General features: G+C 65.8%; 22 protein-coding genes. 4 read left to right on the forward strand and 18 right to left on the reverse strand.

Annotated elements, in window-relative coordinates; genetic code table 11:
* Positions 1-95: 95 nt before the first annotated feature.
* From AC5V87_RS27830 to AC5V87_RS27840, 3 genes are all read right to left on the reverse strand, one after another.
* Complete coding sequence (locus tag AC5V87_RS27830; protein ID WP_495368348.1) at positions 96-1,610, reverse strand: tripartite tricarboxylate transporter permease; 1,515 nt, start codon at positions 1,608-1,610, stop codon at positions 96-98.
* 10 nt (positions 1,611-1,620) lie between these two features.
* The gene (locus AC5V87_RS27835; protein WP_495368349.1) at positions 1,621-2,163 is read right to left on the reverse strand and encodes a tripartite tricarboxylate transporter TctB family protein; all 543 of its coding nucleotides are present in this window, start codon (positions 2,161-2,163) and stop codon (positions 1,621-1,623) included.
* A 178-nt stretch (positions 2,164-2,341) separates the two neighbouring features.
* Complete coding sequence (locus AC5V87_RS27840) at positions 2,342-3,316, reverse strand: Bug family tripartite tricarboxylate transporter substrate binding protein (RefSeq protein ID WP_495368350.1); 975 nt, start codon at positions 3,314-3,316, stop codon at positions 2,342-2,344.
* On the opposite strand from AC5V87_RS27840, the gene AC5V87_RS27845 reads away from it, so the two are divergent.
* The gene (locus AC5V87_RS27845) at positions 3,303-3,821 is read left to right on the forward strand and encodes a hypothetical protein (protein WP_495368351.1); all 519 of its coding nucleotides are present in this window, start codon (positions 3,303-3,305) and stop codon (positions 3,819-3,821) included. The two genes, AC5V87_RS27840 and AC5V87_RS27845, sit on opposite strands and share 14 nt — an antisense overlap.
* Here AC5V87_RS27845 and AC5V87_RS27850 read toward each other — a convergent pair.
* From AC5V87_RS27850 to AC5V87_RS27895, 10 genes are all read right to left on the reverse strand, one after another.
* Complete coding sequence (locus AC5V87_RS27850) at positions 3,777-4,145, reverse strand: hypothetical protein (RefSeq protein ID WP_495368352.1); 369 nt, start codon at positions 4,143-4,145, stop codon at positions 3,777-3,779. The genes AC5V87_RS27845 and AC5V87_RS27850 overlap by 45 nt on opposite strands.
* Before the next feature lie 330 nt (positions 4,146-4,475).
* The gene (gene gspM / locus AC5V87_RS27855) at positions 4,476-5,057 is read right to left on the reverse strand and encodes a type II secretion system protein GspM (RefSeq protein ID WP_495368353.1); all 582 of its coding nucleotides are present in this window, start codon (positions 5,055-5,057) and stop codon (positions 4,476-4,478) included.
* Positions 5,054-6,091, reverse strand: a complete 1,038-nt coding sequence (locus tag AC5V87_RS27860; protein WP_495368354.1) for a PilN domain-containing protein — start codon at positions 6,089-6,091, stop codon at positions 5,054-5,056. The genes gspM and AC5V87_RS27860 overlap by 4 nt, the downstream gene beginning before the upstream one ends.
* Before the next feature lies 1 nt (position 6,092).
* A complete protein-coding gene (locus AC5V87_RS27865; RefSeq protein ID WP_495368355.1) occupies positions 6,093-7,007 on the reverse strand; it encodes a type II secretion system minor pseudopilin in 915 nt (304 codons plus the stop codon).
* Complete coding sequence (locus tag AC5V87_RS27870; RefSeq protein WP_495368356.1) at positions 7,004-7,708, reverse strand: hypothetical protein; 705 nt, start codon at positions 7,706-7,708, stop codon at positions 7,004-7,006. Before AC5V87_RS27870 ends, AC5V87_RS27865 begins: the two co-directional genes overlap by 4 nt.
* Complete coding sequence (locus AC5V87_RS27875) at positions 7,705-8,103, reverse strand: type IV pilus modification PilV family protein (protein ID WP_495368357.1); 399 nt, start codon at positions 8,101-8,103, stop codon at positions 7,705-7,707. The genes AC5V87_RS27870 and AC5V87_RS27875 overlap by 4 nt, the downstream gene beginning before the upstream one ends.
* Positions 8,081-8,575, reverse strand: a complete 495-nt coding sequence (locus tag AC5V87_RS27880) for a prepilin-type N-terminal cleavage/methylation domain-containing protein (protein ID WP_495368358.1) — start codon at positions 8,573-8,575, stop codon at positions 8,081-8,083. The genes AC5V87_RS27875 and AC5V87_RS27880 overlap by 23 nt, the downstream gene beginning before the upstream one ends.
* The gene (gene gspG / locus AC5V87_RS27885; RefSeq protein WP_456837199.1) at positions 8,538-8,993 is read right to left on the reverse strand and encodes a type II secretion system major pseudopilin GspG; all 456 of its coding nucleotides are present in this window, start codon (positions 8,991-8,993) and stop codon (positions 8,538-8,540) included. The genes AC5V87_RS27880 and gspG overlap by 38 nt, the downstream gene beginning before the upstream one ends.
* Positions 8,994-9,039: 46 nt before the next feature.
* Positions 9,040-10,251 carry a type II secretion system F family protein gene (locus tag AC5V87_RS27890; RefSeq protein ID WP_495368359.1) on the reverse strand — a complete coding sequence of 404 codons (1,212 nt, stop codon included), beginning with the start codon at positions 10,249-10,251 and terminating at the stop codon, positions 9,040-9,042.
* A gap of 5 nt (positions 10,252-10,256) precedes the next feature.
* Entirely contained in the window at positions 10,257-11,942 is a 1,686-nt protein-coding gene (locus AC5V87_RS27895; RefSeq protein ID WP_495371950.1) for a GspE/PulE family protein, read from the reverse strand.
* Between the two features lie 228 nt (positions 11,943-12,170).
* Between AC5V87_RS27895 and gspD the strand changes: the two genes are divergently transcribed.
* Both gspD and AC5V87_RS27905 read left to right on the forward strand, forming a co-directional pair.
* Positions 12,171-14,465 (forward strand): type II secretion system secretin GspD, encoded by a 2,295-nt coding sequence (gene gspD, locus AC5V87_RS27900; protein WP_495368360.1) that lies wholly within the window; start codon positions 12,171-12,173, stop codon positions 14,463-14,465.
* Between the two features lie 86 nt (positions 14,466-14,551).
* Entirely contained in the window at positions 14,552-15,148 is a 597-nt protein-coding gene (locus tag AC5V87_RS27905; RefSeq protein ID WP_495368361.1) for a prepilin peptidase, read from the forward strand.
* 198 nt (positions 15,149-15,346) lie between these two features.
* On the opposite strand, the gene AC5V87_RS27910 is transcribed toward AC5V87_RS27905, so the two are convergent.
* From AC5V87_RS27910 to AC5V87_RS27930, 5 genes are all read right to left on the reverse strand, one after another.
* On the reverse strand, positions 15,347-15,892 hold the full coding sequence (locus tag AC5V87_RS27910; protein ID WP_495368362.1) for a tetratricopeptide repeat protein: 546 nt from the start codon (positions 15,890-15,892) through the stop codon (positions 15,347-15,349).
* A 155-nt stretch (positions 15,893-16,047) separates the two neighbouring features.
* Positions 16,048-16,845, reverse strand: coding sequence for an enoyl-CoA hydratase/isomerase family protein (locus AC5V87_RS27915; protein ID WP_495368363.1), 798 nt, complete (start codon positions 16,843-16,845; stop codon positions 16,048-16,050).
* Positions 16,846-16,887: 42 nt separating this feature from the next.
* Complete coding sequence (locus tag AC5V87_RS27920; protein WP_495368364.1) at positions 16,888-18,087, reverse strand: pyridoxal-phosphate-dependent aminotransferase family protein; 1,200 nt, start codon at positions 18,085-18,087, stop codon at positions 16,888-16,890.
* 230 nt (positions 18,088-18,317) lie between these two features.
* Entirely contained in the window at positions 18,318-19,601 is a 1,284-nt protein-coding gene (locus AC5V87_RS27925) for an MFS transporter (RefSeq protein ID WP_495368365.1), read from the reverse strand.
* Positions 19,602-19,656: 55 nt separating this feature from the next.
* Positions 19,657-20,859: a pyridoxal-phosphate-dependent aminotransferase family protein gene (locus AC5V87_RS27930; RefSeq protein ID WP_495368366.1), complete on the reverse strand. Its 1,203-nt coding sequence runs from the start codon at positions 20,857-20,859 to the stop codon at positions 19,657-19,659.
* 133 nt (positions 20,860-20,992) lie between these two features.
* Between AC5V87_RS27930 and AC5V87_RS27935 the strand changes: the two genes are divergently transcribed.
* Positions 20,993-21,730, forward strand: coding sequence for a GntR family transcriptional regulator (locus AC5V87_RS27935; protein WP_495368367.1), 738 nt, complete (start codon positions 20,993-20,995; stop codon positions 21,728-21,730).
* The last annotated feature ends 26 nt before the right edge of the window (positions 21,731-21,756 follow it).

The following is a 21,756-nucleotide window of genomic DNA, read 5'->3' on the forward strand; positions in this document are numbered from 1 at the left end:
CTGCGGGTAACCCAGCCCATTCGACGTCACCCCCGTTGCAATCCGCGGGATCGACGCTCCAGCCGTACCTATGTGTCGCGGTCGCGTGCCGCGGCTCAGCTTGCGGAGGCCGGCTTTCGCATCAAGCCTGCTCGCCCCAGCAGACCGTCGATCACAGGCCAGAACAGCAGCACGATCGCCAGTGTCGTGATCGAGCCGACGAGGCTATTTGACCAGAACACCTTCAGAGTTCCCCCGGAGCCGATCATCGACAGGCGGAAGGCATCCTCGGCGCGGTTGCCGAGCACCAGCGCCAGCGTGAACGGCGCCAAGGGGACGCCGATCTTCTTGAAGACATAGCCGACGACGCCGAAGCCGAGCATCAGCCAGATGTCGAACATCGCATTCTGGATCGCATAGGCGCCGATCGCGCAGGACACCACGATCATCGGCGCCACCGCCGCGAACGGCACGCGCAGGATCGAGGCGAAGATCGGCACCGTCGTCAGCACCAGCATGAGGCCCACGACATTGCCGAGATACATCGAGGCGATCAGGCCCCAGACGAAATCCTTGTGCTCGACGAACAGCAGCGGGCCCGGATTGAGTCCCCACACCATCAGGCCGCCGAGCAGGATCGCGGCCGTGCCAGACCCGGGAATGCCGAGCGCCAGCATCGGCAGCAGTGCCGAGGTGCCGGAGGCATGCGCCGCCGTCTCCGGCGCGAACACGCCCTCGATGCGGCCCCTGCCAAAGCTCTCCGGCTCTTTGGCGAAGCGTTTTGCCAGGTTGTAGCCCATGAAGGACGCCGCGATCGCGCCGCCCGGCGTGATCCCGAGCCAGCAGCCGATGAAGGAGGAGCGCAGCAGCGTCACCCAATATTTCGGCAGGTCCTTCCAGACGCCGAGCACCACGCGGAGCGAGATGCTCGCGGCGTGGCCGCGCAGCGCGAGGCGCTCCTCCATCGTCAGCAGGATCTCGCTGATGCCGAACAGGCCGATGACGGCGACGAGGAAGTTGATGCCGCGGAGCAGCTCGGACGAGCCGAAGGTCATGCGGAGATTGCCCGACACGGTGTCCATGCCGATGCCGGCAAGCAGGAGGCCCAGCGCCATCGAGATGACCGTCTTGTGCTTGGCTTCACGGCCGAGCCCGACGAACGAGCAGAAGGTGAGCAGATACACCGCAAAGAACTCGGGCGGGCCGAACTTCAGCGCAAAGGACGAGATCATCGGCGCGAGGAAGGTGATCAGGAGCACCGCGACCAGCGAGCCGATGAAGGAGGAGGTGAACGCTGCGGTCAGCGCCTGCGCCGCCCTGCCCTGCTGCGCCATCGGATAGCCGTCGAAGGTGGTCGCGACCGACCAGGCCTCGCCGGGGATGTTGAACAGGATCGAGGTGATCGCGCCGCCGAACAGCGCGCCCCAGTAGATGCAGGACAGCATCACGATCGCCGAGGTCGGATCCATCGTGAAGGTCAGCGGCAGCAGGATCGCAACGCCGTTGGGCCCACCGAGACCGGGCAGCACACCGACGAAGATACCGAGCACGAGCCCGACCATCATCAGCGCGAGCGTCTTCCACGTCAGCAGGACGGCGAAGCCGTGAAGGAGGAGACCGAGAGCTTCCATCGCGGACCGCCTAGTGGCCGAAGGCCGCTTCGAGCGGCCCTTTCGGCATGATGACGTCGAAGGCGATGTCGAAGGTGATGAACATGATCGCCGTGAACAGGAAAGCGGTGAGCAGCGACTTCCACAACGCGATCTTGCCGACAAGGCGCATGAAGCCGGCGATCAAGAGGAAGCTCGCGACATAGAGGCCGAGAAACTGCGTCACCAGGCAGAACAGAAGCGTCGGCACGAACACCGCCATGACGCGGCGCGCCTGCGCGCGCGTCACAAAGCTCTCGGACGTCTTGCGGTGGGCGATCAGCGCCATGACCAGGCCGTAGAGGCTGCCGCCGCCGAGGATGACGGAGAGATAGAACGGGAAATAGCCGGGCTCGGGCCCGGTCGCATCCCAGGAGGCGCCGGTGCGCCAATTGTCATAGCCGAGCGTGACGGCCAGCGCGAGCAGCAGCAGGCAGACGACGATCTCGATCGTGCCGGAGGAGACGACCGAGGGGGAGTCGTCTTCAGGGGCGGTCGGATCGTCGACCACGATTTCAAGTTCGGTTTGGGACATGCTCTGTTAGGGACGGAGTGCGATCAATTCTCCCTCTCCGCGCCTGCGGGACCACGACGAGTTAAGAGGGTTGGGGTGAGGGGGAGTCTCCGCAGGGACGGTGAGTTGAACTCGTGGAGAGAGCCCTAAACCCCCGACCCTCTCCCGTAAGAACGGGAAGAGGCAGAAGAAGAGACGGCTATTTCGCGACGAAACCGGCTTCCGTCATCAGTGCCTTGTTCTGGGCATCGTCCTCTTCGAGGAATTGCACCATGTCCTTGCCGGTGAGGAAGATCGGCTTCAACGCCTGCTTCTCCATGTAGTCCTTGTACTCGGCGGTCTGCGTCACCTTGTGGAACAGCTCGACATAGAACGCCTGCTGCTCCGCCGTGACCTTGCCGGGCAGGAACATCGCGCGGAGCATCAGATATTGCACGTCGACGCCCTCCTCCTTGCAGGTCGGGATGTCGGCCCAGGACTGCGTGTCCGTCACCTTGCTGGTGTAGGAGATGCGCTCCTTGTCGAACACGCAGAGCGGACGCACCTGGCCTGCGCGCCAGACTTCGAGATTTTCGGATGGATTGTTGACGTTGGCTTCGGTGTGGTTGCCGACGAGCTGGGTCGCGGCCTCGCCGCCGGACTTGTAGGGCAGATAGGAGAACTTGGCGCCCGTCTTCTGCTCCAGGAACACGCTCAGCACGTGGTCCTCGCGTTTGGAGCCGGTGCCGCCCATCTTGAAGGGCGAGTTCGCGGCCTTCGCAGCCTCGATGAACTCCTTCACGGTCTTGGGGCCTGCGCTGTTGTCCCACAGCACGAACTGGTCGAGCGCAATCACCGCGACCGGGGTCAGCTCACGCCAATTGAACGGAATCTTCGCCGACAGCGGCAGCATGTAAATCAGCGAATAGGCGATCAGCACCTTGTTCGGATCGCCCTCGCTCGACTTCATGTACATCAGCGCTTCCGCGCCCGACGCGCCGCCCTTGAGCGAGACCACCATCGGCTGCTTCATCAGATTGTTCTTCTGGATCGCGGCCTGCATCATCCGCGCCATCTGATCCGAGGCACCACCGGCGCCCGCGGCCACCACGATCTCCACCGGTTTGGTCGGTTCCCAGCCGGCAAAGGCCGACGAGCCGAAAAGCGCGGCCGCCAGCGTGATGGCGGCCTTCATTCCATGTCCCACGCGCGTCTTCCCCAAGTTTTCGCCTATGTTCTTGTTCGGATTGGTCATTCGCGAAGTATTGGCGGATTGCATTGTGCGGGCGAATACCGGCCAGTTCAAGCCGGGCTGGCGCCGCAGCGCTTATGACTTTGGAATGAGACGGATTGCAAGCGCCTGGTTGGAATCGATCTTCCGCGAGCGGTCCGCGGCCGCGACCCAATCTGCAGTCGATGATCGCACGGCTCACGATCCCATTGAGATTGCCGCTCCTTCGCTTGCCCCTGCCAAGCGGGTTCGGACGGCGCGGCGTCGCCTAGGGATGGCAGAGCTGCTTTCGATGACGCTCCGCTTCCCAAACTACTTTGCCACCAATCACCTGGGCCTTGCTGCGGTCGCAACAGATGGCGGCGAGATGGACTTTTGCAATGCGGTCAAAGAACTCAGAGGAACGCACCGTTCAGGCAGAACGCTATTCAACGGGTGGACTTGCGGGTTCAACCTTCCGCTGCAGTAAGTACATCTCGCTGTGGTCGCCCTGCTTGAACGTCACCTCGCGCGGCTGCACCGAGATCAGCGACCAGCCGCCCAGCGTATCCCCCTGCCGCAGGCGCACGATCGACTTGTCGGTGCGGTTGACGAGGATCGCGATCGCATCCCCCTCGCCCACCACGGCCCCGACCAGCAGCAGCGGCGGTGGCGCCTCCGCCGGCTTGGGCGGTGGCGGTGCCTGCACCGCCTCGACCAGAGAGGCGGCAACCGCGCGCGGCGGCGGCGTCGCGAGGCCGAGAAGGTTGGGCGCTCCTGGGTGGCCGTCAGCGCCGAGAACGGCACCGCCCACAGTGGATTGCCGCGGGGGACCGGTTTGCTGACAGGCTGCGCCGGGCCCGCAATCGGGCGCATCGCGCCGACCTCGACGCTCTCAGCGGGGCTCCCCGCAGCATCGTCGGACAGGATATCCATGCGCGACGAGGTCGCGGCCGGAGCCTCGGTGATGCCCTGAGCCGCCCATGCGGCCACCGCGCACAGCGCAGCCCATCCTGTCGATCTCAGCCACCCGGACATCGTAATTCCCTTGGAAGCTCGCGGCATGCTCGTGCCAGCAAGCTAGTTCCGATGCACCGCGCCATCAACCCGCATCGAACCGGAAGCCGGCGGCCGGCCAAGGCCCCTATTTGCCGGCGTGCCACTGGCCGGAGACACCCAGGATCACCCTGACGCGGCCGGTACCGGCCTCGTTCAGCGCAGTGGTTTGCGGCACCTGGACGTCGAGCTGATCGACGTAGAGGAACGGCATGCCGGCTTCGAGATCGTAGAGCACCTTCTGAAGCGCGGGCTGGTCCAGCTCGCAGCTCACGACGAGACCGACGAAACCATCCCTTACCTGGGCGCCTGTGACGTCGACCTGCGAGGACTGCACCGAGCCACCGACATTGCCGACTGCGGCTGCAACCCGTTGCAACAGGTTGGCACCCGCGACCGTCACCGTCGGCCCTTCCAGAAACGGAGTGCCCGGATGCTCGGCCAAGGCTGCCGCGGCATTCTTGGCGCCGCCCTTGCGGCCGCGCAGCTCGTCGAGCAGGTCGGAGGTCTGCGCCAGCGCCTGGCGGTGGGCGATGACGTCGGCGATCGACAGTCCCGCCATCAGCAGCAGCCCGCCGGCCACCGCAACATAGAGCGTGACCGCGATCAGCGGCGAGCTTGCGAGCGCCCGCGTGACCGCATTTCCGCCGGCGACCTTGGCGCTGCTCATGGCACGTTCCTCGGCTCGATCTGCGCCTCGATGTGGAAGCGCTCGCCGGGATCGGACGAGCTGCGCGTCGTCGGGGCGTAGAAGGTCGCGCGGGTGAAATGCTGGGACTGCTCGATCAGCGGGATCAGCGAGGGCGCATCGCGGGTGATGCCGCCGATCTGGAGCTTGTTGCCGGCCAGATGCAGCTCGGTGACATAGGTATGATCAGGTAATATCCGACTGAGCGTTTCCAGCACGATCACGCTCGCAGGCGTCTCGTATTTGCGACGTTCCAGCTGCGCGAGCGGCGAGCGCTCGCCGCCGTCGGCGCCGCGCAGCGCAGCGCGGCGCTGGGTGATCTGCCGTTCGAGCTCGCTTTCCTGCGCGCTGAGACTGTCGGCGAGATAACCTGCGGCCACCGATCCGATCACCGCGGCGGCGGCGGCGAAGGCCAGCACCAGTTGCAGCGTCCGGCTCAGCCGGGCCGGGTCGACCGCGCCGCGCGATCGCTGCTCGAACACCTTGATGCGTCCGCCCTCGGCCGTCTGCGTCGCGACCGCGATCGCGGCCGGATGGAAGGGCGCGACCGCCTCGACATAGCTCATCGCCAGCTTGCGCGGAGCCGCCGCAATCTCGGTGGTGATGCTCTCGCTGCCATGCGCCACCGGGGTGCTGCAACCGAACACGGCATCCCCCGCGCTCCACGGCGTCAGCCGGTCGATCTGCGCCCGCACGATGCCCTCGAGGAAATCGGCCGCGCGTGCGGGCAGCTCCAGCGGACGAAACAGGAAGCGCGCCGGCCGCAGCACGATCTCGACGCGGCTGCCGTGAACGATCTGCGCCAAGTTGGGACTTGCGATCTCGCCGTCCTCGAACGCGATCTCCTTCGAACCGTTCTGCGGTTTCGCCGTCTCCAGCGCGAAAGCGCCGGTCTCGGTCTCGACCAGCCGCACCACACGCGGCGACACCATCCGCTCGAGGCCGGCAACCACCGTAGCAGCCACTGTGCCGGTCCAGGAATCGAGAATGGCGCGAAGGGAATCGAGCGAACTCATCTCACAGAGGCTTTCCGGCAGAGCCGTCATAGGCGTTGTGCCACGACAATACACGATACGGCTCATCGCCGCCTTCGAGAAGCAGGATGACGATCTCGGCCGAGTTGCGCCGATACGACGGCGCCTCGGCCACGACGGTCAGCCGGTAGGCCCGCGAGCCGTCGGTCGTCGCATTGGCGCTGCCGGCGAGGCTGACCAGGGAGCGCAGATCGACCTTGGGGTCGGTGCGGTCGCGCAGCACCTGTTGCAGGGTCTCTGGCGTCATGCCCGGCAGCGCCGCCAGCACCTGAGGCGCGGCGTCGAGCAAATTCACCGTGCGCATGTTGCTGAACACGGTGACGAAGGGCAGCACACGCTCGATGACGGCCGCCGGAATGCCGCGCACGAGCCAGAGCTCGTCACTGTGCGGAAACGGCGCATGACGCGGCAGATAGGGCGCGCCGAGCGTGCGGTAATAGGAATCCTCCGGATTGTCCTGGCCGGCCTCCGTCGAGGTGCGCCAGGCGAGGATCCGGTCGGCATAGACCGGCGCGTCGCTCGCGGAGACGCCGAGCGCCGTCATCAGGCCCGCCAGCATCGGCTTTGGCGCCATGTTGAGATCGACGCGTGCGGCCTCCGAGCGGAACGTCACGCTCACCCGGCCGGCGCCGACCCGAGCGTTGAAGGTGCCGCTGGTTGGACGCACGGCTTCGTTCTGCGCCGAGAGCCGGTAGGCCGTGAGCTCGAGCCCGGCATTGATCAGCGCATCGGTCTGCAACTGGTCGACGTTGACGGCGACGGTGGCGGCCGTGTTGGTGACATAGGTCAGATAGATCAGCGCGAACGTCGCCAGCGCCGCCAGCATCCAGAGCACCGCGACGACGATGAAGCCGCGGGAGTCGCGCAGCTCTCCGCAATTCTGCGCCGGGCGGCTCACAATTGCTGCTCCTCTTTCTGCGCCTGTTGCGGCCCGCCGCGCGCCGCGACGCAGGTCGCAGGATTCTTGGCGCGCGCACATTCGGCGGGCGCGGTGATGCGCGGGATCACCGCGCCCGAGACCGCAAGCACCTGCCCGGTGGCGCTGTTGCGCACGGTGATGCGGATGCGATCCGGCAGCTGCGGCTGGCCGCGCCAGGTCGGCTGCCACTGGCCATCCGGCCCGGCATAGGAGAAGCTCACGCGAAAGGGCGCGCGGACCAGCACGACCTGGTCGACGAAGCGGATCTGCCCGTCGGTCGGCATCGGCTGGAACGGCCCGCGCTCGCGCACCAGCGCTAGCCCCTGCGAGTCCGCCTTCTCGATCAAGCGGATGAATTCGAGGCCCAGCCGCGTGCTCGGGCCGACCGCGGTGCGCAGAAAGGTCACCGACAATTCGGCGCCGTCGAACAGCGGCACCTTGGCATCGCCGTTCACGGTCATCTGCTCGGCGACTGACAAGTCAGCGACGATGCGGTCGAGCCCGGTCGCGAGACGCTCGGCCCGCTGCACCCGGGCGATGCCGCGGTTCCAGTTCGGCAGCCATTGCGCCGTCACCGTCGCCAGCGCCGCCAGGATGAGCGTCATCAGCAGTGTCGCGAGCAACGCTTCGAGCAGGGTGAAGCCCGCCTCGTCGTCCAGCGCGCGGCGCAGGCGCTTCATTGTGTGGCCCTCGGCACCAGCTTCACCGTCGTGATCTGGATCGCAGCTCCGTCGGCGCGCTGGAGGCGCAGATTGACGGCCATCGGCACGAAGCGGTTGGCGGCGGGATCATCGCCCGCCACGTTCATCGGCGCAATGTCGACGCGCCAGCGGCTGCCGGCCAGCTCGCCGCTCTGCTGTCCCGGCTTGAGCAAGGCCCGCGGCGGCAGATCCGCGAGCAACCGCTCGGCGGTGCCGGCAAGCGCCAGGCGCTGGTCGATCGAACGCGTGCCCTTCGCCGTCGTGGCGATGACCGACCCGATGGTGCCGAGCACGGCCACGATGATCGCAAGCGCCACCAGCGCCTCGATCAGAGTGAAGCCGGCGGCGCCGTCAGAGCTGCTTCTGCGGAACAATCTCGACGCCTCCGGTCAGCCAGTTGACGCGCACCTCATAACCCATGCCGGGCCGCGCCAGTGCGATCGTGCCGCCGCACGACATGCCCGACGGAAAGAAGTCGATCGACTGCCCCGTCGTCCTGTCGGCACAGCGCAAGGCCAGAGTCGCCGCGACGACCACGTCGCGGGGCAGGCGGATGATTTGCCCGGTGACGCCGGAACGGATCGCGCGCGCCTCGGCATCCACCGTGGTCGTCACCCTGGTCTGCCGGCGCAGCGCCGCGTTGCGGTCGGCTTTCAGCAGAGCCGCGGCCTCGACCGCATAGCTCTCCAGCTTGGCGCGCGTCGTCGGGCGCGGGACCGCCGGCAGGATGATCGCCGCGAGCAGGCCGATGATGGCAAGCACGCACAGGATCTCGATCAGCGCGAAGCCGTGCGCCTCAAAGAGACCCTCAGCGCGCGCCGCTGACAATGTCGGCTGCCGTTCCACTGCCGCCTTCCTGACCGTCCGATCCGAGCGAGATGATCTCGTAAGGCGCGCTCGCGCCCGGCGAGCGATAGACGTAGACGTGGCCCCAAGGATCGTTCGGCACCATGCCGCCGCGCAAATAGGGCCCGTTCCAGCCGGACTGGTTGTTGCTGCGGGTCAGCGCGGTGAGGCCCTCGTTCGACGTCGGATAGCGGCCGAGATCGAGGTAATAGAGATCGAGCGCGCTGGAAAAGCTCTCGATCTGGATCTTCGCCGCCTTCGCCTTGGACTCGCTGAGATAGTTCAGCACCCGCGGGCCGACCAGCGCCATGATCATCCCGATGATGGTGATGACGACCAGCATCTCGACGAGCGTGAAGCCGGCCTCGCCTCGGCCTGCGCGCCGCCGGCTGCGCCCTGACGATGGGTGTTTTGTCACTTCAAATCTCTCCCCTTACCTGCCCGTTACTCGCGTTTTGTCTGATCTAACCGACAACCTGGCTCACCGACATCAGCGCCGTCATCACCGACGTGATCAGGCCACCGACCACCAGCGAAATCGCGATGATCGCCGCCGGCCCCGCGATGCCGACCGCACGGTCGAGCGTTCGCTGCAACTTCGTTTCGTAGAATTCGGCGACGCGCCCCGAGAGCATCGGCAGCTGCCCGGTCTCGTCACCGAGCCGGAGCATGCGTATCGCCATCGCCGGCAGCGCCTCGGTCTCGGCCAGCGCGTCGGAAAGCTTGGAGCCATGGCGAACGCGATCGGCGGCATCGCTCCAGACCGTGGATGGTCCGGTGGTCGCCATCATGTCGATCAGGATGCGCAGCGTGGTCGTGAGATTGACCCCGCTGCCGAGCAGCAGGCCGAGATTGCGGCAGAACAGCGCCGTGCGGTACGCGCTCATCACGTTGCGGATCGCCGGCAGCCGCACGATCGTATTGGTGATGCCGCGGCGGACCCGCTGCTGCCGCAGCAACAGCCATACGGCCGCGATCGTCGCCGCAAGGCCGGCCAGCATCGTATCGGAATTGCTGCGCAGGAAAGTCGAAATGTTGAGGAAGAGGCCGACCACCGGATCGACCTTGGCACCGAAATCCTGCAGCACGCTGGCAAACTGCGGCAAGACGAAGCTGAGGAAGAACAGCAGCACGCAGCCGGCCGCACCGAGCACGAATATCGGATAGCGGATCGCATCCGACAGCCGGCGTCGCAGGGCCTCGCCGCGCGCGCGCTCGCCGGCCACCACCTCCAGCACCTGATCCAGGGATCCCGAGGCTTCGCCGACCCGGACCAGCGCGATGTACATCGGCGGAAACAGCACCTCGTGCCGCGCCAGCGCCTCGGCAAAGCTCTCGCCCGAGACGACCCGCGAACGGATGTCGGCCACGACCGGCCGCAGCCGGCCGAAATCGGGATCTGCCGCGAGCAACTCCAACCCGTCGTTGATGCGGGCGCCGGCGCGCAGCAGCAGCGCGAGGTCGCGGGTGAAGATGGTGACGTCTTCCGGCTTCGGCCTGTTGAAGAGGCTGAGGACACCGGCGCCCGCGCCGCCCTCCTCCGGCGTGACGTTGTCGACCAGCACGAGGCCAAGCCGCTCGATCCGCGGCCCGACGTCGCCCGGCGCGGACGCGGCGATGGCGCCGGAGATCAGTTCGCCGTTGGCATTGAGCGCGCGGTAGCGATAGTTCGGCATGGGTTCTAGCGCGCCGTCGTGACACGGAAGACCTCGGGCACGGTGGTGAGCCCGGCCCGGCATTTGGCGACCGCATCTTCCAGCATCGTGGTCATGCCGCCACGCATCGCAGCGGAATCGATGGAGTGGGAGTCAGTCTGCGGCGCGATCAGCCCGCGCACCTCGTCGGACATTTCGAGGATCTCGAACACGCCGCTGCGGCCGCGATAGCCAGTGCCGCCGCAGCGTTCGCAGCCGCCGGCCTCGTGCACGACCTCGCCGCACTTGAAACCGATCACCGCAAAGCGCGGGTCCTTGGCAAGGTCGGCCTCGGTCAGCGTGTGCGGCACCTTGCAGCGGTCGCAGAGCATGCGCACCAGGCGCTGCGCCACCACGGCGCGCAAGGTGGACTTCAGCAAAAACCCCTCGATGCCGAGATCGATGAGGCGCGGCACGGCCGTGGCCGCCGTCTCGGTGTGCAGCGTCGTCAGCACGAGATGGCCGGTCAGCGCGGCATGGATGGCGATATGAGCGGTCTCGGCGTCGCGGACCTCGCCGACCATAATCACATCGGGGTCCTGGCGCACGAAGGCACGCATGGCCGAGGCGAAGGTCAGCCCGATCGACGGCTTGACCTGGGACTGGTTGATGCCCGGAATCTCGTACTCCACGGGATCCTCGATGGTGAGGATCTTGCGTGTCGGCTCGTTCAGGATCGACAGCATGGTCGCAAGCGTCGTGGTCTTGCCGCTGCCGGTCGGCCCGGTGATGACGATCATGCCGTGCGGCATCGCCAGCATCCGCGTCATCGCGCCCTCGTCGCGCGCGCCGAGCCCGAGCCTGCTCATCTCTAAGAGGCCGCGGTCGCGCGGCAAGAGACGGATGACGGCGCTCTCGCCATGCTGCGTCGGCATGGTGGCGACGCGAACGTCGATCTCGCTGCGCCCGACGCGAACGCGCGCGGCGCCGTCCTGCGGTAGGCGCCGTTCGGCGATATTGAGGCTGGCGAGAATCTTGATGCGCGAGATCAGCGCTTGGGGCGGGATGCCTTGCGGCGACGGCAGCGCGCGTAGCAGGCCGTCGACGCGCATGCGCACCGTGAGCCCGGCGCGGAATGGCTCGACATGGATGTCGCTGGCACGCAAGTCCACCGCGCGCTCCAGGAGATCGTTGAGCGCGCGCACCACAGGTGCGCCGCTGGCGAGATCGCGCAGGCTCTCGATGTCATCATCGGACTGCTGCTGCAGCCGAACGCCTTCGTCCGCAGTTGTTTCGGCTGCGCCGGTCCTTTGGTCGAGAGCTGTCGTAATATCTTCATACGACGCGACGACAATGTCGACCCGCGTGCCGAAGACAATCTCGGCGGCGCGGATGGCGGCGGCATCCAAAGGATCGGCAATCGCTATTCCATAAGTTCCGCTCGAAGAGCGGAATGGAAATAAGGTCGATTCCCGCAGGAATCTATGTGAGAAGCCGTCGAGGCAAGGCGTGATTGACAGTAACTGCGGAAGACCCAGCCGCGGCAGCCGAAAATATTCCGAGACCTCGTCCGCAAATTCAGCTGACGAAAGCTCCATTCTCTCCCACAGCTCACGAAGCGACCGACCGGATCGGGCATCTGTCGGACCAACAGGGTGCGCAAGTGCACGTGACGGTAACGCGTGCTTTGCAAGAAGATGCTGTTTGAAGGTGTCGACCGCGACGTCTTGCATGTCCTTCACCGCACCGCGCTTCTTGGCAACACGTCCATCTGGCCTGCTCACGACCATGGAGTCCACGATAGGTTTACTAGCAAGAAATGGCAGCGACGCAAATTTCGGCGCATACGATCCATGACGGATCAGACACATTTTTCGGCCACTCGAAGCGGCACTCGTCATATTTCATTCAAACTACTCCAGCCGCTTTTGCGCCTCCGCACAGCGTTGCCTGGAGCGCTCATGCTCTTGTCGTCTGCTTTCCTGCTCGGCGCCTGCATCGTCACCGCCGACCAATCCATCGAAGCCGATCCGAAAGATCCGCGCGCCCAGGACATTGCCGACAAGATCCGCTCGCTCGACCTGCAGCCGCGGCAACCTGCCGATACCGGCGCAAGCGGCATCGGCCAGTCGAAATCGTCCAAGCCCGCGATCTATCTCGGGGATGATGCAACGCCGCAGGGCAGTGCTGTGGCCGAGCGCGATGATGGCGGCGGCAGCGGCTACGATCTCAGCTTCGAGAACGCGCCGGTGGCGACTGTCGCAAAAGTCATTCTCGGTGACGTATTGAACGTCGGCTATACGATCGACCCGCGCGTGCAGGGGACCGTGACGCTGGCCTCGGTGCGCCCCGTGCCCAAGGCGGATGCGCTCTACGTGCTGGAGAACGCGCTGCGCATGTCCGGCGTAGCAATGGTGCGCGACCGCACCGGCTATCGGCTGCTGCCGGCGCCGGAGGCAGGCCCCGGCGGCGTCGACCGCGCCAACGTCGCGGCAGGCCAGGGCATCTCGGTGGTGCCGCTGCGCTATGTCTCGGCCCAGAACATCTTCAAGCTGCTCGACGCCTTCGGCGTCAAGGCCTCGACCATGCGTCCCGACAACGCCCGCAACACGCTGATCGTCAGCGGCAGCGGCTCCGACCGGGCGACAGCCGTCGACACCATTCTCTCCTTCGATGCCGACTGGATGCGCGGACAATCCGTCGGCATCTTCCCGGTGCACAATTCCGCGCCGGAGCCCGTCATCAGCGAGATCGAGAAGATCATGGATTCCGGCGAAGGCGGAATGAGCCAGAACGTAATCAAGCTGCAGGCGATCGCACGGCTCAATGCGATCCTCGTGGTGAGCCAGAAGCCGGAATATCTGAAGCGCGCGCAGACATGGATCGCGCGGCTCGACCGCTCCGACACCGACGGGGTGAACCTGAAATCGTATCCGCTGCGCTACGGCAATTCCAAGGTGATCGTGGCGATGCTGAACGACATGCTGCTCAACCAGGGCTCGGCGAGCAGCTCGACGCTCGACAGCGCCTCGAGCCAGATCTCGCCCGGCTCGGGCACGTCGACGACGACGTCGTCCTCCACCAATCCCGTCGCCTCGCTGAGCGCATTGCCGACCGCCGCTGCCGGCGCCACCACGCCGGTCAGCGGCCCCACCGGCTCGGCGTTCAGCGGCCGTCCCGCTCCGGCCGCCTCCGTGACGCCGGCGCAGGACACCGGCCTCGGCGGCGGACTGTCGGGCGGCGGCGGTGCGAAGGCTGGCGCCAACAGCATCCTCCAGAACGTGCGGATCACCGCCGACGTCACCAACAACGCCGTGCTCGTCTATGCCAACCAGGACGCGCAGCGCATCGTCGAGCAGACCATCCGCCAGATCGACCGGCCGCAGCGCCAGATCGCGATCGAGGCAACCATCGCCGAGGTGACGCTGAACAATCAGCTGAACTACGGCGTGCAGTTCTTCCTGGCGAGCCAGAAGGGCTCGATCTCCAACACCATCTCGGGCATCAGCACCAGCGCCACGATCGGCAGCAACACAGAGTCGACGAGCAACGCGGTCAACGCCGCCGCCGGCGCCCTGCTCGGGCGCGCTTTGCCTGGCTTCAATTTCCTGATCGGCTCGGAAAACTCGCCACGCGTCGTGCTCGATGCGCTGCATAACGTCACCGACGTCAAGGTGCTGTCGAATCCCTCGCTGGTGGTGCTCGACAACCAGGCCGCGACTTTGCAGGTCGGCGACCAGGTGCCGTTCTCGACCGGCACCGCGACCGTGCTGACCGCCAACAACACCGTGGTCAACACCATCGACTACAAGAACACCGGCATCATCCTGCGCGTGCTGCCGCGCGCCAATGCCAACGGCAACGTCGTGCTCGACATCGAGCAGGAGATCTCGAGCGTCGCTGCCGGCAGTGCCAACTCGCTGACGCCGACGATCTCGCAGCGCCGGGTCAAGAGCTCGATCGCGGTGACGAGCGGGCAGACCGTGCTGCTGGCCGGCCTGATCAGCGAGACCGAGAACAGGCAGCGCCAGGGCATTCCGATCCTCGATTCGATTCCTGGCATGGGCGATGCCTTCTCGCATCAGACCAACATGCGCGCCCGCACCGAGCTGATCCTGTTCATCCGGCCGACCGTGATCAAGGACGGCGTCGATGCGCATGTCATCGCCGAGGAGATGCGCACCAAGATGAACAGTCGCCTGGTCGGGACCAGCAATCCCGTGGTCACCGTGAACCCGCCCAAGGCGGCACGCTAGCGCATGATCCGGGCAAGCGCGCCGCGGCTTTCCCTCGCGACAAACGCGGAACGCGTTTGCGCGGAGATCATGCCCAGACCACAACCGTGACGGATCAGGTGGCGGACGACGAGATGGGCCCTTCGCTCGCACTCGCCATCGCTCTGCTGCTGGGCGTGTTCGCGAGCCTCGTCACCGCGCCGGGCGCGGAAGGCCTCTACGGCGCCTTCCTGGCCGCGCTGATGCTGGCGATCGCGGCGAACGACGCCCGCCATTACCTCATTCCGAACGAGCTGACGGGCGCGGCTTTCGCCCTCGCCCTGCTGCGCGCCGGCGCCTTCGTGATCGACATCGGGATCGAGGCATTGCTCTGGCCGCTGGCACGCGCCGCGGCGGTCGCGCTGCCGCTGCTGCTGCTGATGCTGGTCTACCGCTACTGGCGCGGCCGCGACGGGCTCGGGCTCGGCGACGTCAAGCTTGCGGCGGTGTGCGGAGCCTGGCTCGATCTTGCCACCGTGATTGTGGTGATCGAGCTTGCGGCGCTGCTCGCGATCGGCGCCTATGTCGGCAACGCCGCGCTGCAAAGGAAGCGGCTGCGCGCGAGCGCCTTCCTGCCGTTCGGGCTGTTCCTGGCGCCGGCGATCTGGATCGGTTGGCTGGGCGAGACCTGGTATGTGAACTGGCTCGGCGGCGGGCCGGACTAAGGTGTGACAACCGCCATTGGCCGCCGGCCCGTACAAAAGTTCGAAACAACCCCATGCACAGTAGACGGGGACAGCTTTATCAATGACCTAGCGGCCCTCGGGGGCGCGTTCGGATTCTACGAAAAAAATTTGACACGTCGGGCAAAACACTGGCACAATGTCACCATGGCCACCGCGCGCCAGGGGGAATATCCGCGATCAGTGCTCGCGGCTCGGCACCCATTCCAGCGCCCGCAACCGGGCCTGCGCGATCTCTCCGCGCGTCATCTTGGTGGTGACGGCATCGCGGATCCGGGCCCGGGATTCACGCACCGGCGGCGGCGCGGCGGCCGTAGACAGGTTGAGCCATTTGGAGGCCTCGACGATGTCCTGCGGCACGCCCTGGCCGCGGTCATAGAGCAGGCCGAGGGAGTATTGGGCGCGGCTGTCGCCCTGCTCCGCCGCGCGACGGTACCACATGGCGGCTTCCGAGTAGTTCATCGGCACGCCGCGGCCGGTCTCGAACAGGAAGCCGAGATAGGTTTGCGCCGGCGCATTGCCGCGCTCGGCGAGCGGAATGAAGATGCGGGAGGCTGTGACATAGTCCTGGCGCTGGAACGCGACGACGCCCTGGCGGAACGACTGGGCGTGGGCACCGGCGACACCCACAAGCAGCCAGCCGGCGACGCCGAGCGACATGAGCATGTGTCGCAGCGGCCGCCGCCCTATGCTCGCAGCCTGATCGGCCCCCATCTTCCTCATCATGCAGCATCCTCGCCTATCATGCGGTCGCAGGCTATTCCGAACACATGACAGAATCCCTACGCCTCGTGATGCAATGCTGCACCTTGCCCGCGATACGGTGATGCCGACGTCACGACGCCGCACATCGGGCGGCGCAAGATTGCGCGGGAGGCGCGCTATTTGCCCTTCCAGACCGGCGTGCGCTTGTTGAGGAAGGCGTCCATGCCCTCGCGGAAGTCCTCGCTCATATAGGCCTTGAGGATCAGATCCTCGCCCTCTTCGCGCGACAGCGTGCGGCGGATGCGGCGCACCGCTTCCTTGGTCGCTTCCAGCGTGAGCGGCGCGTGGCTGGCAACGAGCTTGGCGGTCTCGTCGGCGCGCCGCTGAAGCGTCTCGACGTCGGGCACAACCTCGTTGAGCAGGCCGAGCGCGAGCGCTTCCGGCGCCTCGACGAGGCGCGCCCTAAAGATCAGATCCTTGGTGCGGGCCGGTCCCACCAGCGCGACGACGCGGCTGATGTTGGACATCGACAGGCAATTGCCGAGCGTGCGCGCGATCGGAAAGCCTATCCGCGTCGTCTCGGTGCCGATACGGAGATCGCAGCAGGCCGCGATCCCGGCGCCGCCGCCGGTGCAGGCGCCGGCAATCGCCGCGATCACCGGCACGCGGCATTGCTCCAATGTGCCGAGCACGCGGTCGATACGGGCCTCGTAGTCGAGCGCGTCCTGCGCGGACTTGAACGCACGAAACTGGGAAATATCGGTGCCGGAGGCAAAGGCCTTGTCGCCGGCGCCGGTCAAAATCAGCGCCTTGATCGAACGATCGACGTTGATCTCCTGGCAAATCTCCGCCATGCGGTCATACATGGCGAAGGTCATGGCGTTGCGCGCCTGGGGGCGGTTGAAGGTGATCCGCGCGATGCCGTCGGTGACGGAGTAGAGCAGGTCTTCGTTGGCAGTCGCAGGTAGGTTCATCGCGCGCTCACTTTCTTAAATATGGTTCAGGCTGCCTGAACCTTAAGCCACCTGAGCCTTGGTCATCGGCACCACATCGCGTCCCTTCAGGACGTCCATGGCCGCCAGCACGCCGCCGCTCCGGTGTGGGATCTTTGCAAGGTCGAGGCCCATCTCGACGCCGGCAAGCGTGCCCATCAGCATCAGATCGTTGAAATGGCCGATATGGCCGATGCGGAACACCTTGCCCTTGACCTTGTTGAGGCCGGTGCCGAGCGACATGTCGAAATTCTCCAGCACCACCTTGCGGAAGGCGTCGGCGTCGAACCCTTCCGGCACGCGCACGCCGGTCAGCGCCGGCGAATGCGCGGCGGGATCGGCGCACTGCGTCTCGAGGCCCCAGACCTTGACCGCAGCGCGCGTCGCCGCGCTGTGACGCTTGTGGCGGGCCCAGACGTTCTCGAGGCCCTCCTCCTCCAGCATCTTCACCGCTTCGCGCAGGCCATAGAGCAGATTGGTCGCGGGGGTGTAGGGGAAGGTGCCGAGCTTGTTGAAGCTGATGACCTCCTGCCAGTCCCAATAGGAGCGCATGCCCGGATTGGCCTTGGCGACGTTGAGCGCCTTCTCCGAGACCGCGTTGAAGCCGAGGCCCGGCGGCAGCATCAGGCCCTTCTGCGAGCCCGCGACCGAGACGTCGATGCCCCAGGCGTCGTGCTCGTATTCCATCGAGCCGAGGCCGGAAATGGTGTCGACCATCAGCAGCGCCGGGTGCTTCACCCGGTCGAGGATCTTGCGCACCTCCAGAGGCGGCGTCACGCAACCGGTCGAGGTCTCGTTGTGCACGACGCAGACCGCCTTGATCTTGTGCTGCTTGTCAGCGGCAAGACGCGTCTCGATCTCGGCGAGGTCGGCGCCATGGCGCCAGTCGCTCGGGATGAAGTCGACGTTGAGCTTGAACTTGTCGGCGATGCCGCGCCACAGCACGGCGAACTGGCCGGTCTCGCACATCAAGACCTTGTCGCCGGGGGCGAACACGTTGACCATCGCCGCTTCCCAGGCGCCGGTGCCGGACGAGGGGAAGATGATGACGGGCTGCTTGGTGCGGAACACGCGTTGCATTGCGGCGAGGACGGCGAAACCGAGCTCGGCGAACTCCGGACCGCGATGATCCAGCGTCGGCATGTCCATCGCCCGCAGCACGCGGTCAGGCACGTTGGTCGGTCCTGGAATCTGTAGGAAATGCCTTCCAGTATGCACGGTCATCGGCGTCCTTCCCGGTCTAGCCTTGATTTTGGTGGCCGCCGAATAGCACCATTTGACCGGCTTGTCCCCTCTCCTAAAGGCCTCTCCCATGCATAACCGGCGGGCCTCCGCCGCCCTATTTCCACAGCGTCATGGGCCGGGCTGTCCCGGCCATCCACGTCTTACCCATGGCATGAAGAACGTGGATGCCCGGGACAAGCCCCGGGCACGACGGGCAATTGTGAACGCCCCTATTCCGCAGCCACGACCCGGCCTGAGGGCACGCGACCCTCGGCCTCGGTGAACGGGCGTTCTGGATGCATCAGGAAGGCCGAGACGCCGCCGAGCAGTAGCAGGCCGATCGACATCAGGAACGGCAGGTACCAGTTGCCCGTCATGTCGATCACGAAGCCGGCAACCAGCGGCGATACGATGGCGGCGAAGGCCGAGCCGGTGTTCATGATTCCCGACGCGGTGCCGGAATATTTCGGGGCGATGTCCATCGGGATCGACCACATCGGGCCGATCACGAGCTCGGCGCAGAAGAAGCCGGCCGACAGGCACAGCGCGACGACGGTGATGTCGTGGACGAACAGGATCGGAAACAGCGAAAGCAGCGCCCCCGTAAACCCTGTTACGGTGACGCTGAGCCGCGCCAGGCGGACATTGCCGGTGCGATCGAGGATCTTGTCCGAGAGAACACCGCCGACGCTGTCGCCGACCACACCGGCGAAGAACACGCCCGAGGCGAACAGCGCCGAGTTCTTGATGTCGAGATTGTAGTTGTTCTTGAAGAACAGCGGCAGCCAGTTCAGGTACAGCCACAGGCACCAGCCGTAGCAGAAATAGGTCAGCGTCACCGGCCACATCCGCCCGAGCAGTGGGCCCCAGGGCACGCGCGGCCGCTCGCCGCTCGGGCGCGGCGGCAACGCTGCGAGCTCGGCCTCGGTGATCGAGGCGTGGTCCTTCGGCTCGTTGCGGAAGTACCAGACCCAGATCACGCCCCAGATGAGGCTGACGAAGCCGAGCACGACGAAGGCGCCGCGCCAGGTCAGCCATAGGATCAACAGCGCCACCACCGGCGGCGTCACCGCATTGCCGAGCCTGGCGAAAGAATGGGTCAGGCCTTGCGCGAAGCCGCGGCGGTTTGCCGGCGTCCAGTATTGCATCGCGCGCGTCGCCGTCGGGAACGTCGCGCCCTCGCCGAAGCCGAGCGCGAAGCGTGCGACGAACAGCGCAGCGAGACCGTTGACGAAGCCGGTCATGATGGTGGCGACCGCCCAGATCATGCCGCACCAGAACAGCGTCTTGCGCGGCCCGAAATGATCGCCGACCCAGCCGCCGATCACCTGGAACAAGAGGTAGGGATAGGCGAAGGCGGAGAAGACGAGGCCGAGCTGGGTGTTCGATAGACCCAGCTCCTTCTGGATCTCGCTCGCGGCGGTGCCGATGTTCACCCGGTCGACATAGGTGATGAAATACATCGCGCAGAGCATTGCCAGCACGACATGCGTCGCCTTGAATCGAATTCCCATCTCCACCCCTCCCTGATTGCTTGTTATGATTGTCAGCCGCGTGTCCCGCGCAGCTTTAAGTGCCGACCACTTTCAGATGCGGCGACGCGTTGCCCTCTGGGCGCTGCTCCAAGAGCTTCATTGCGACATAGACGCCGCCGGAGCGGTGCGGCACGCCGGCAACCGCGAGACCCATCTCGACGCCGGTGAGCGCGCCGAGCAAGGTCAGCGCATTGCATTCGCCGAGATGACCAATGCGGAAGACTTTTCCGGCGACCTTCGACAGACCAGAGCCGAGCGACATATTGTAATTGTCGAGCACGACCTTTCTGAACTGGTCGGCATCATGGCCGGGCGGCATCAGCACTGCCGTGAGCACCGGCGAGAACTCTGACGGCTCCTGGCAGAGCACTTCGAGGCCCCAATGATTGACGGCGGCACGCGTTGCGGCCGCCAGCCGCTGATGGCGCGCGAACACGTTGTCGAGCCCCTCCTCGAGCAGCATCGCGATCGCCTCGCGCAGGCCGTAGAGCAGATTGGTCGCCGGCGTGTAGGGGAAGAAGCCTTTGGCATTGGGCTTGAGCATCTCCTCCCAGTCGAAATAGGAACGCGGCATCTTGTTGGTCTTGGACGCAGCCAGCGCCTTCTCCGAGATCGCGTTGAAGCCGAGGCCGGGCGGCAGCATGAAGCCCTTCTGCGAGCAGCTGACGCTGACGTCGACCTTCCATTCGTCGTGGCGGTAGTCGACCGAGCCGAGCGAGGAGATGGTGTCGACCATCAGCAGGGCCGGATGTGCGGCGCGATCGATCGCGGCGCGGATCTCGGCGATGCGGCTGGTCGCGCCGGTCGAGGTCTCGTTGTGCACGACCATGACGGCCTTGATCGCGCGCGCCTTGTCCTCAGTCAGCTTTGCTTCGATCACGGCGGGGTCAGCGCCGCGGCGCCAGTCGCCGGGCACGAAATCGACCTCGATACCGAAGCGGCCGGCCATCTGCCGCCACAGGGTGGCGAAATGGCCGGTCTCGATCATCAGCACCTTGTCGCCCGGCGACAGCGTGTTGACGATCGCAGCCTCCCAAGCGCCGGTCCCCGAAGACGGAAAGATCACGACCGGGCCTTGGGTCTGGAAAATCTTCTGGCTGCCCTCGAGCACGGTCCTGCCGAGCTCGCCGAACTCGGCGCTCCGGTGGTCAATCACCGGCATGTCCATGGCGCGCAGGACACGCCCGGGGACCGGGCTCGGGCCCGGAATCTGAAGGAAATGGCGTCCCTGATGCATGAAAACCTCCCTGTCGGCGGGTTCTGGCCGGCTCCGGAGGCTATTTTGCATTCATTTTTTGTCCTTTCAATCGAAATTTGGTATTCGATCGTGGACGTCGACGCGACTGACCCGGCAAACTACTGTGCTGCAAATGAAATCCACGATTCCCGATACCGGGGTTCCGATCGCCCCACCGGCTGGCAATGGCGGCGACCGTCAGGAGGCCTCGCTTCACGGCGAGATCCTGCTGCGGCTGCGCGACTACGTGGTCGAAGGCAACATCCCGGAAGGCGCGCGCGTTCCCGAGCGGCAACTCTGCGAGATGCTCGGCATCTCCCGCACGCCGCTACGCGAGGCGCTCAAGGTGCTCGCCGCCGAGGGCCTGATCGAGCTGCTGCCCAACCGCGGCGCGCGGGTGCGACAGCTCAGCCAGCGCGACCTGGAAGAACTGTTCGACGTCATGGCGGGACTGGAGAGCCTCGCCGGGCGCCTCGCCTGCGAGGCCATTACGGATGCGGAAATCACCGCGATCGAGCAGCTGCATTACGAGATGTACGGCCACTATCTGCATCGCGACATGCACGGCTATTTCCAGACCAACCAGCGCATCCACGAGAGCATCGTCGCGGCTGCACGCAACGACACGCTGAAGACGGCCTACGCCAATTTCGCCGGCCGCATTCGCCGCGTCCGCTACTCCGCCAATTTCGCCCGCAAGCGGCAGCGCTGGGCCGAGGCGATGCGTGAGCACGAGGCGATCCTCGATGCGCTGCGCCGGAGAGCCGCCAGCGAGCTCAGCGACATCCTGTTCCAGCACCTGCGCAACAAGCGGACGGCCGCGATCGAGCACCTGACCGAGCCCCAAGAGGACGCCCCAGCTTCGCCTTAGGGGCGGCCGGCTTGCTCATTTTGAAT

It is taken from the genome of Bradyrhizobium sp. SOJA106, assembly GCF_059448745.1.

Excerpts from the sequence above, each read along its gene's own strand:
- AC5V87_RS27830 (WP_495368348.1), bottom strand. The coding sequence starts at position 1,610 with ATGGAAGCTCTCGGTCTCCTCCTTCACGGCTTCGCCGTCCTGCTGACG.
- AC5V87_RS27890 (WP_495368359.1), bottom strand. The coding sequence starts at position 10,251 with ATGCCGAACTATCGCTACCGCGCGCTCAATGCCAACGGCGAACTGATC.
- AC5V87_RS27845 (WP_495368351.1), top strand. The coding sequence starts at position 3,303 with ATGGCGGCCTTCATTCCATGTCCCACGCGCGTCTTCCCCAAGTTTTCG.
- AC5V87_RS27915 (WP_495368363.1), bottom strand. The coding sequence starts at position 16,845 with ATGAACCTACCTGCGACTGCCAACGAAGACCTGCTCTACTCCGTCACC.
- AC5V87_RS27840 (WP_495368350.1), bottom strand. The coding sequence starts at position 3,316 with ATGAAGGCCGCCATCACGCTGGCGGCCGCGCTTTTCGGCTCGTCGGCC.
- AC5V87_RS27870 (WP_495368356.1), bottom strand. The coding sequence starts at position 7,708 with ATGAAGCGCCTGCGCCGCGCGCTGGACGACGAGGCGGGCTTCACCCTG.
- AC5V87_RS27895 (WP_495371950.1), bottom strand. The coding sequence starts at position 11,942 with ATGCAAGACGTCGCGGTCGACACCTTCAAACAGCATCTTCTTGCAAAG.
- AC5V87_RS27920 (WP_495368364.1), bottom strand. The coding sequence starts at position 18,087 with ATGACCGTGCATACTGGAAGGCATTTCCTACAGATTCCAGGACCGACC.
- gspM (WP_495368353.1), bottom strand. The coding sequence starts at position 5,057 with ATGAGCAGCGCCAAGGTCGCCGGCGGAAATGCGGTCACGCGGGCGCTC.
- AC5V87_RS27925 (WP_495368365.1), bottom strand. The coding sequence starts at position 19,601 with ATGGGAATTCGATTCAAGGCGACGCATGTCGTGCTGGCAATGCTCTGC.
- AC5V87_RS27835 (WP_495368349.1), bottom strand. The coding sequence starts at position 2,163 with ATGTCCCAAACCGAACTTGAAATCGTGGTCGACGATCCGACCGCCCCT.
- AC5V87_RS27910 (WP_495368362.1), bottom strand. The coding sequence starts at position 15,892 with ATGATGAGGAAGATGGGGGCCGATCAGGCTGCGAGCATAGGGCGGCGG.
- AC5V87_RS27935 (WP_495368367.1), top strand. The coding sequence starts at position 20,993 with ATGAAATCCACGATTCCCGATACCGGGGTTCCGATCGCCCCACCGGCT.
- AC5V87_RS27860 (WP_495368354.1), bottom strand. The coding sequence starts at position 6,091 with ATGAGTTCGCTCGATTCCCTTCGCGCCATTCTCGATTCCTGGACCGGC.
- AC5V87_RS27930 (WP_495368366.1), bottom strand. The coding sequence starts at position 20,859 with ATGCATCAGGGACGCCATTTCCTTCAGATTCCGGGCCCGAGCCCGGTC.
- gspD (WP_495368360.1), top strand. The coding sequence starts at position 12,171 with ATGCTCTTGTCGTCTGCTTTCCTGCTCGGCGCCTGCATCGTCACCGCC.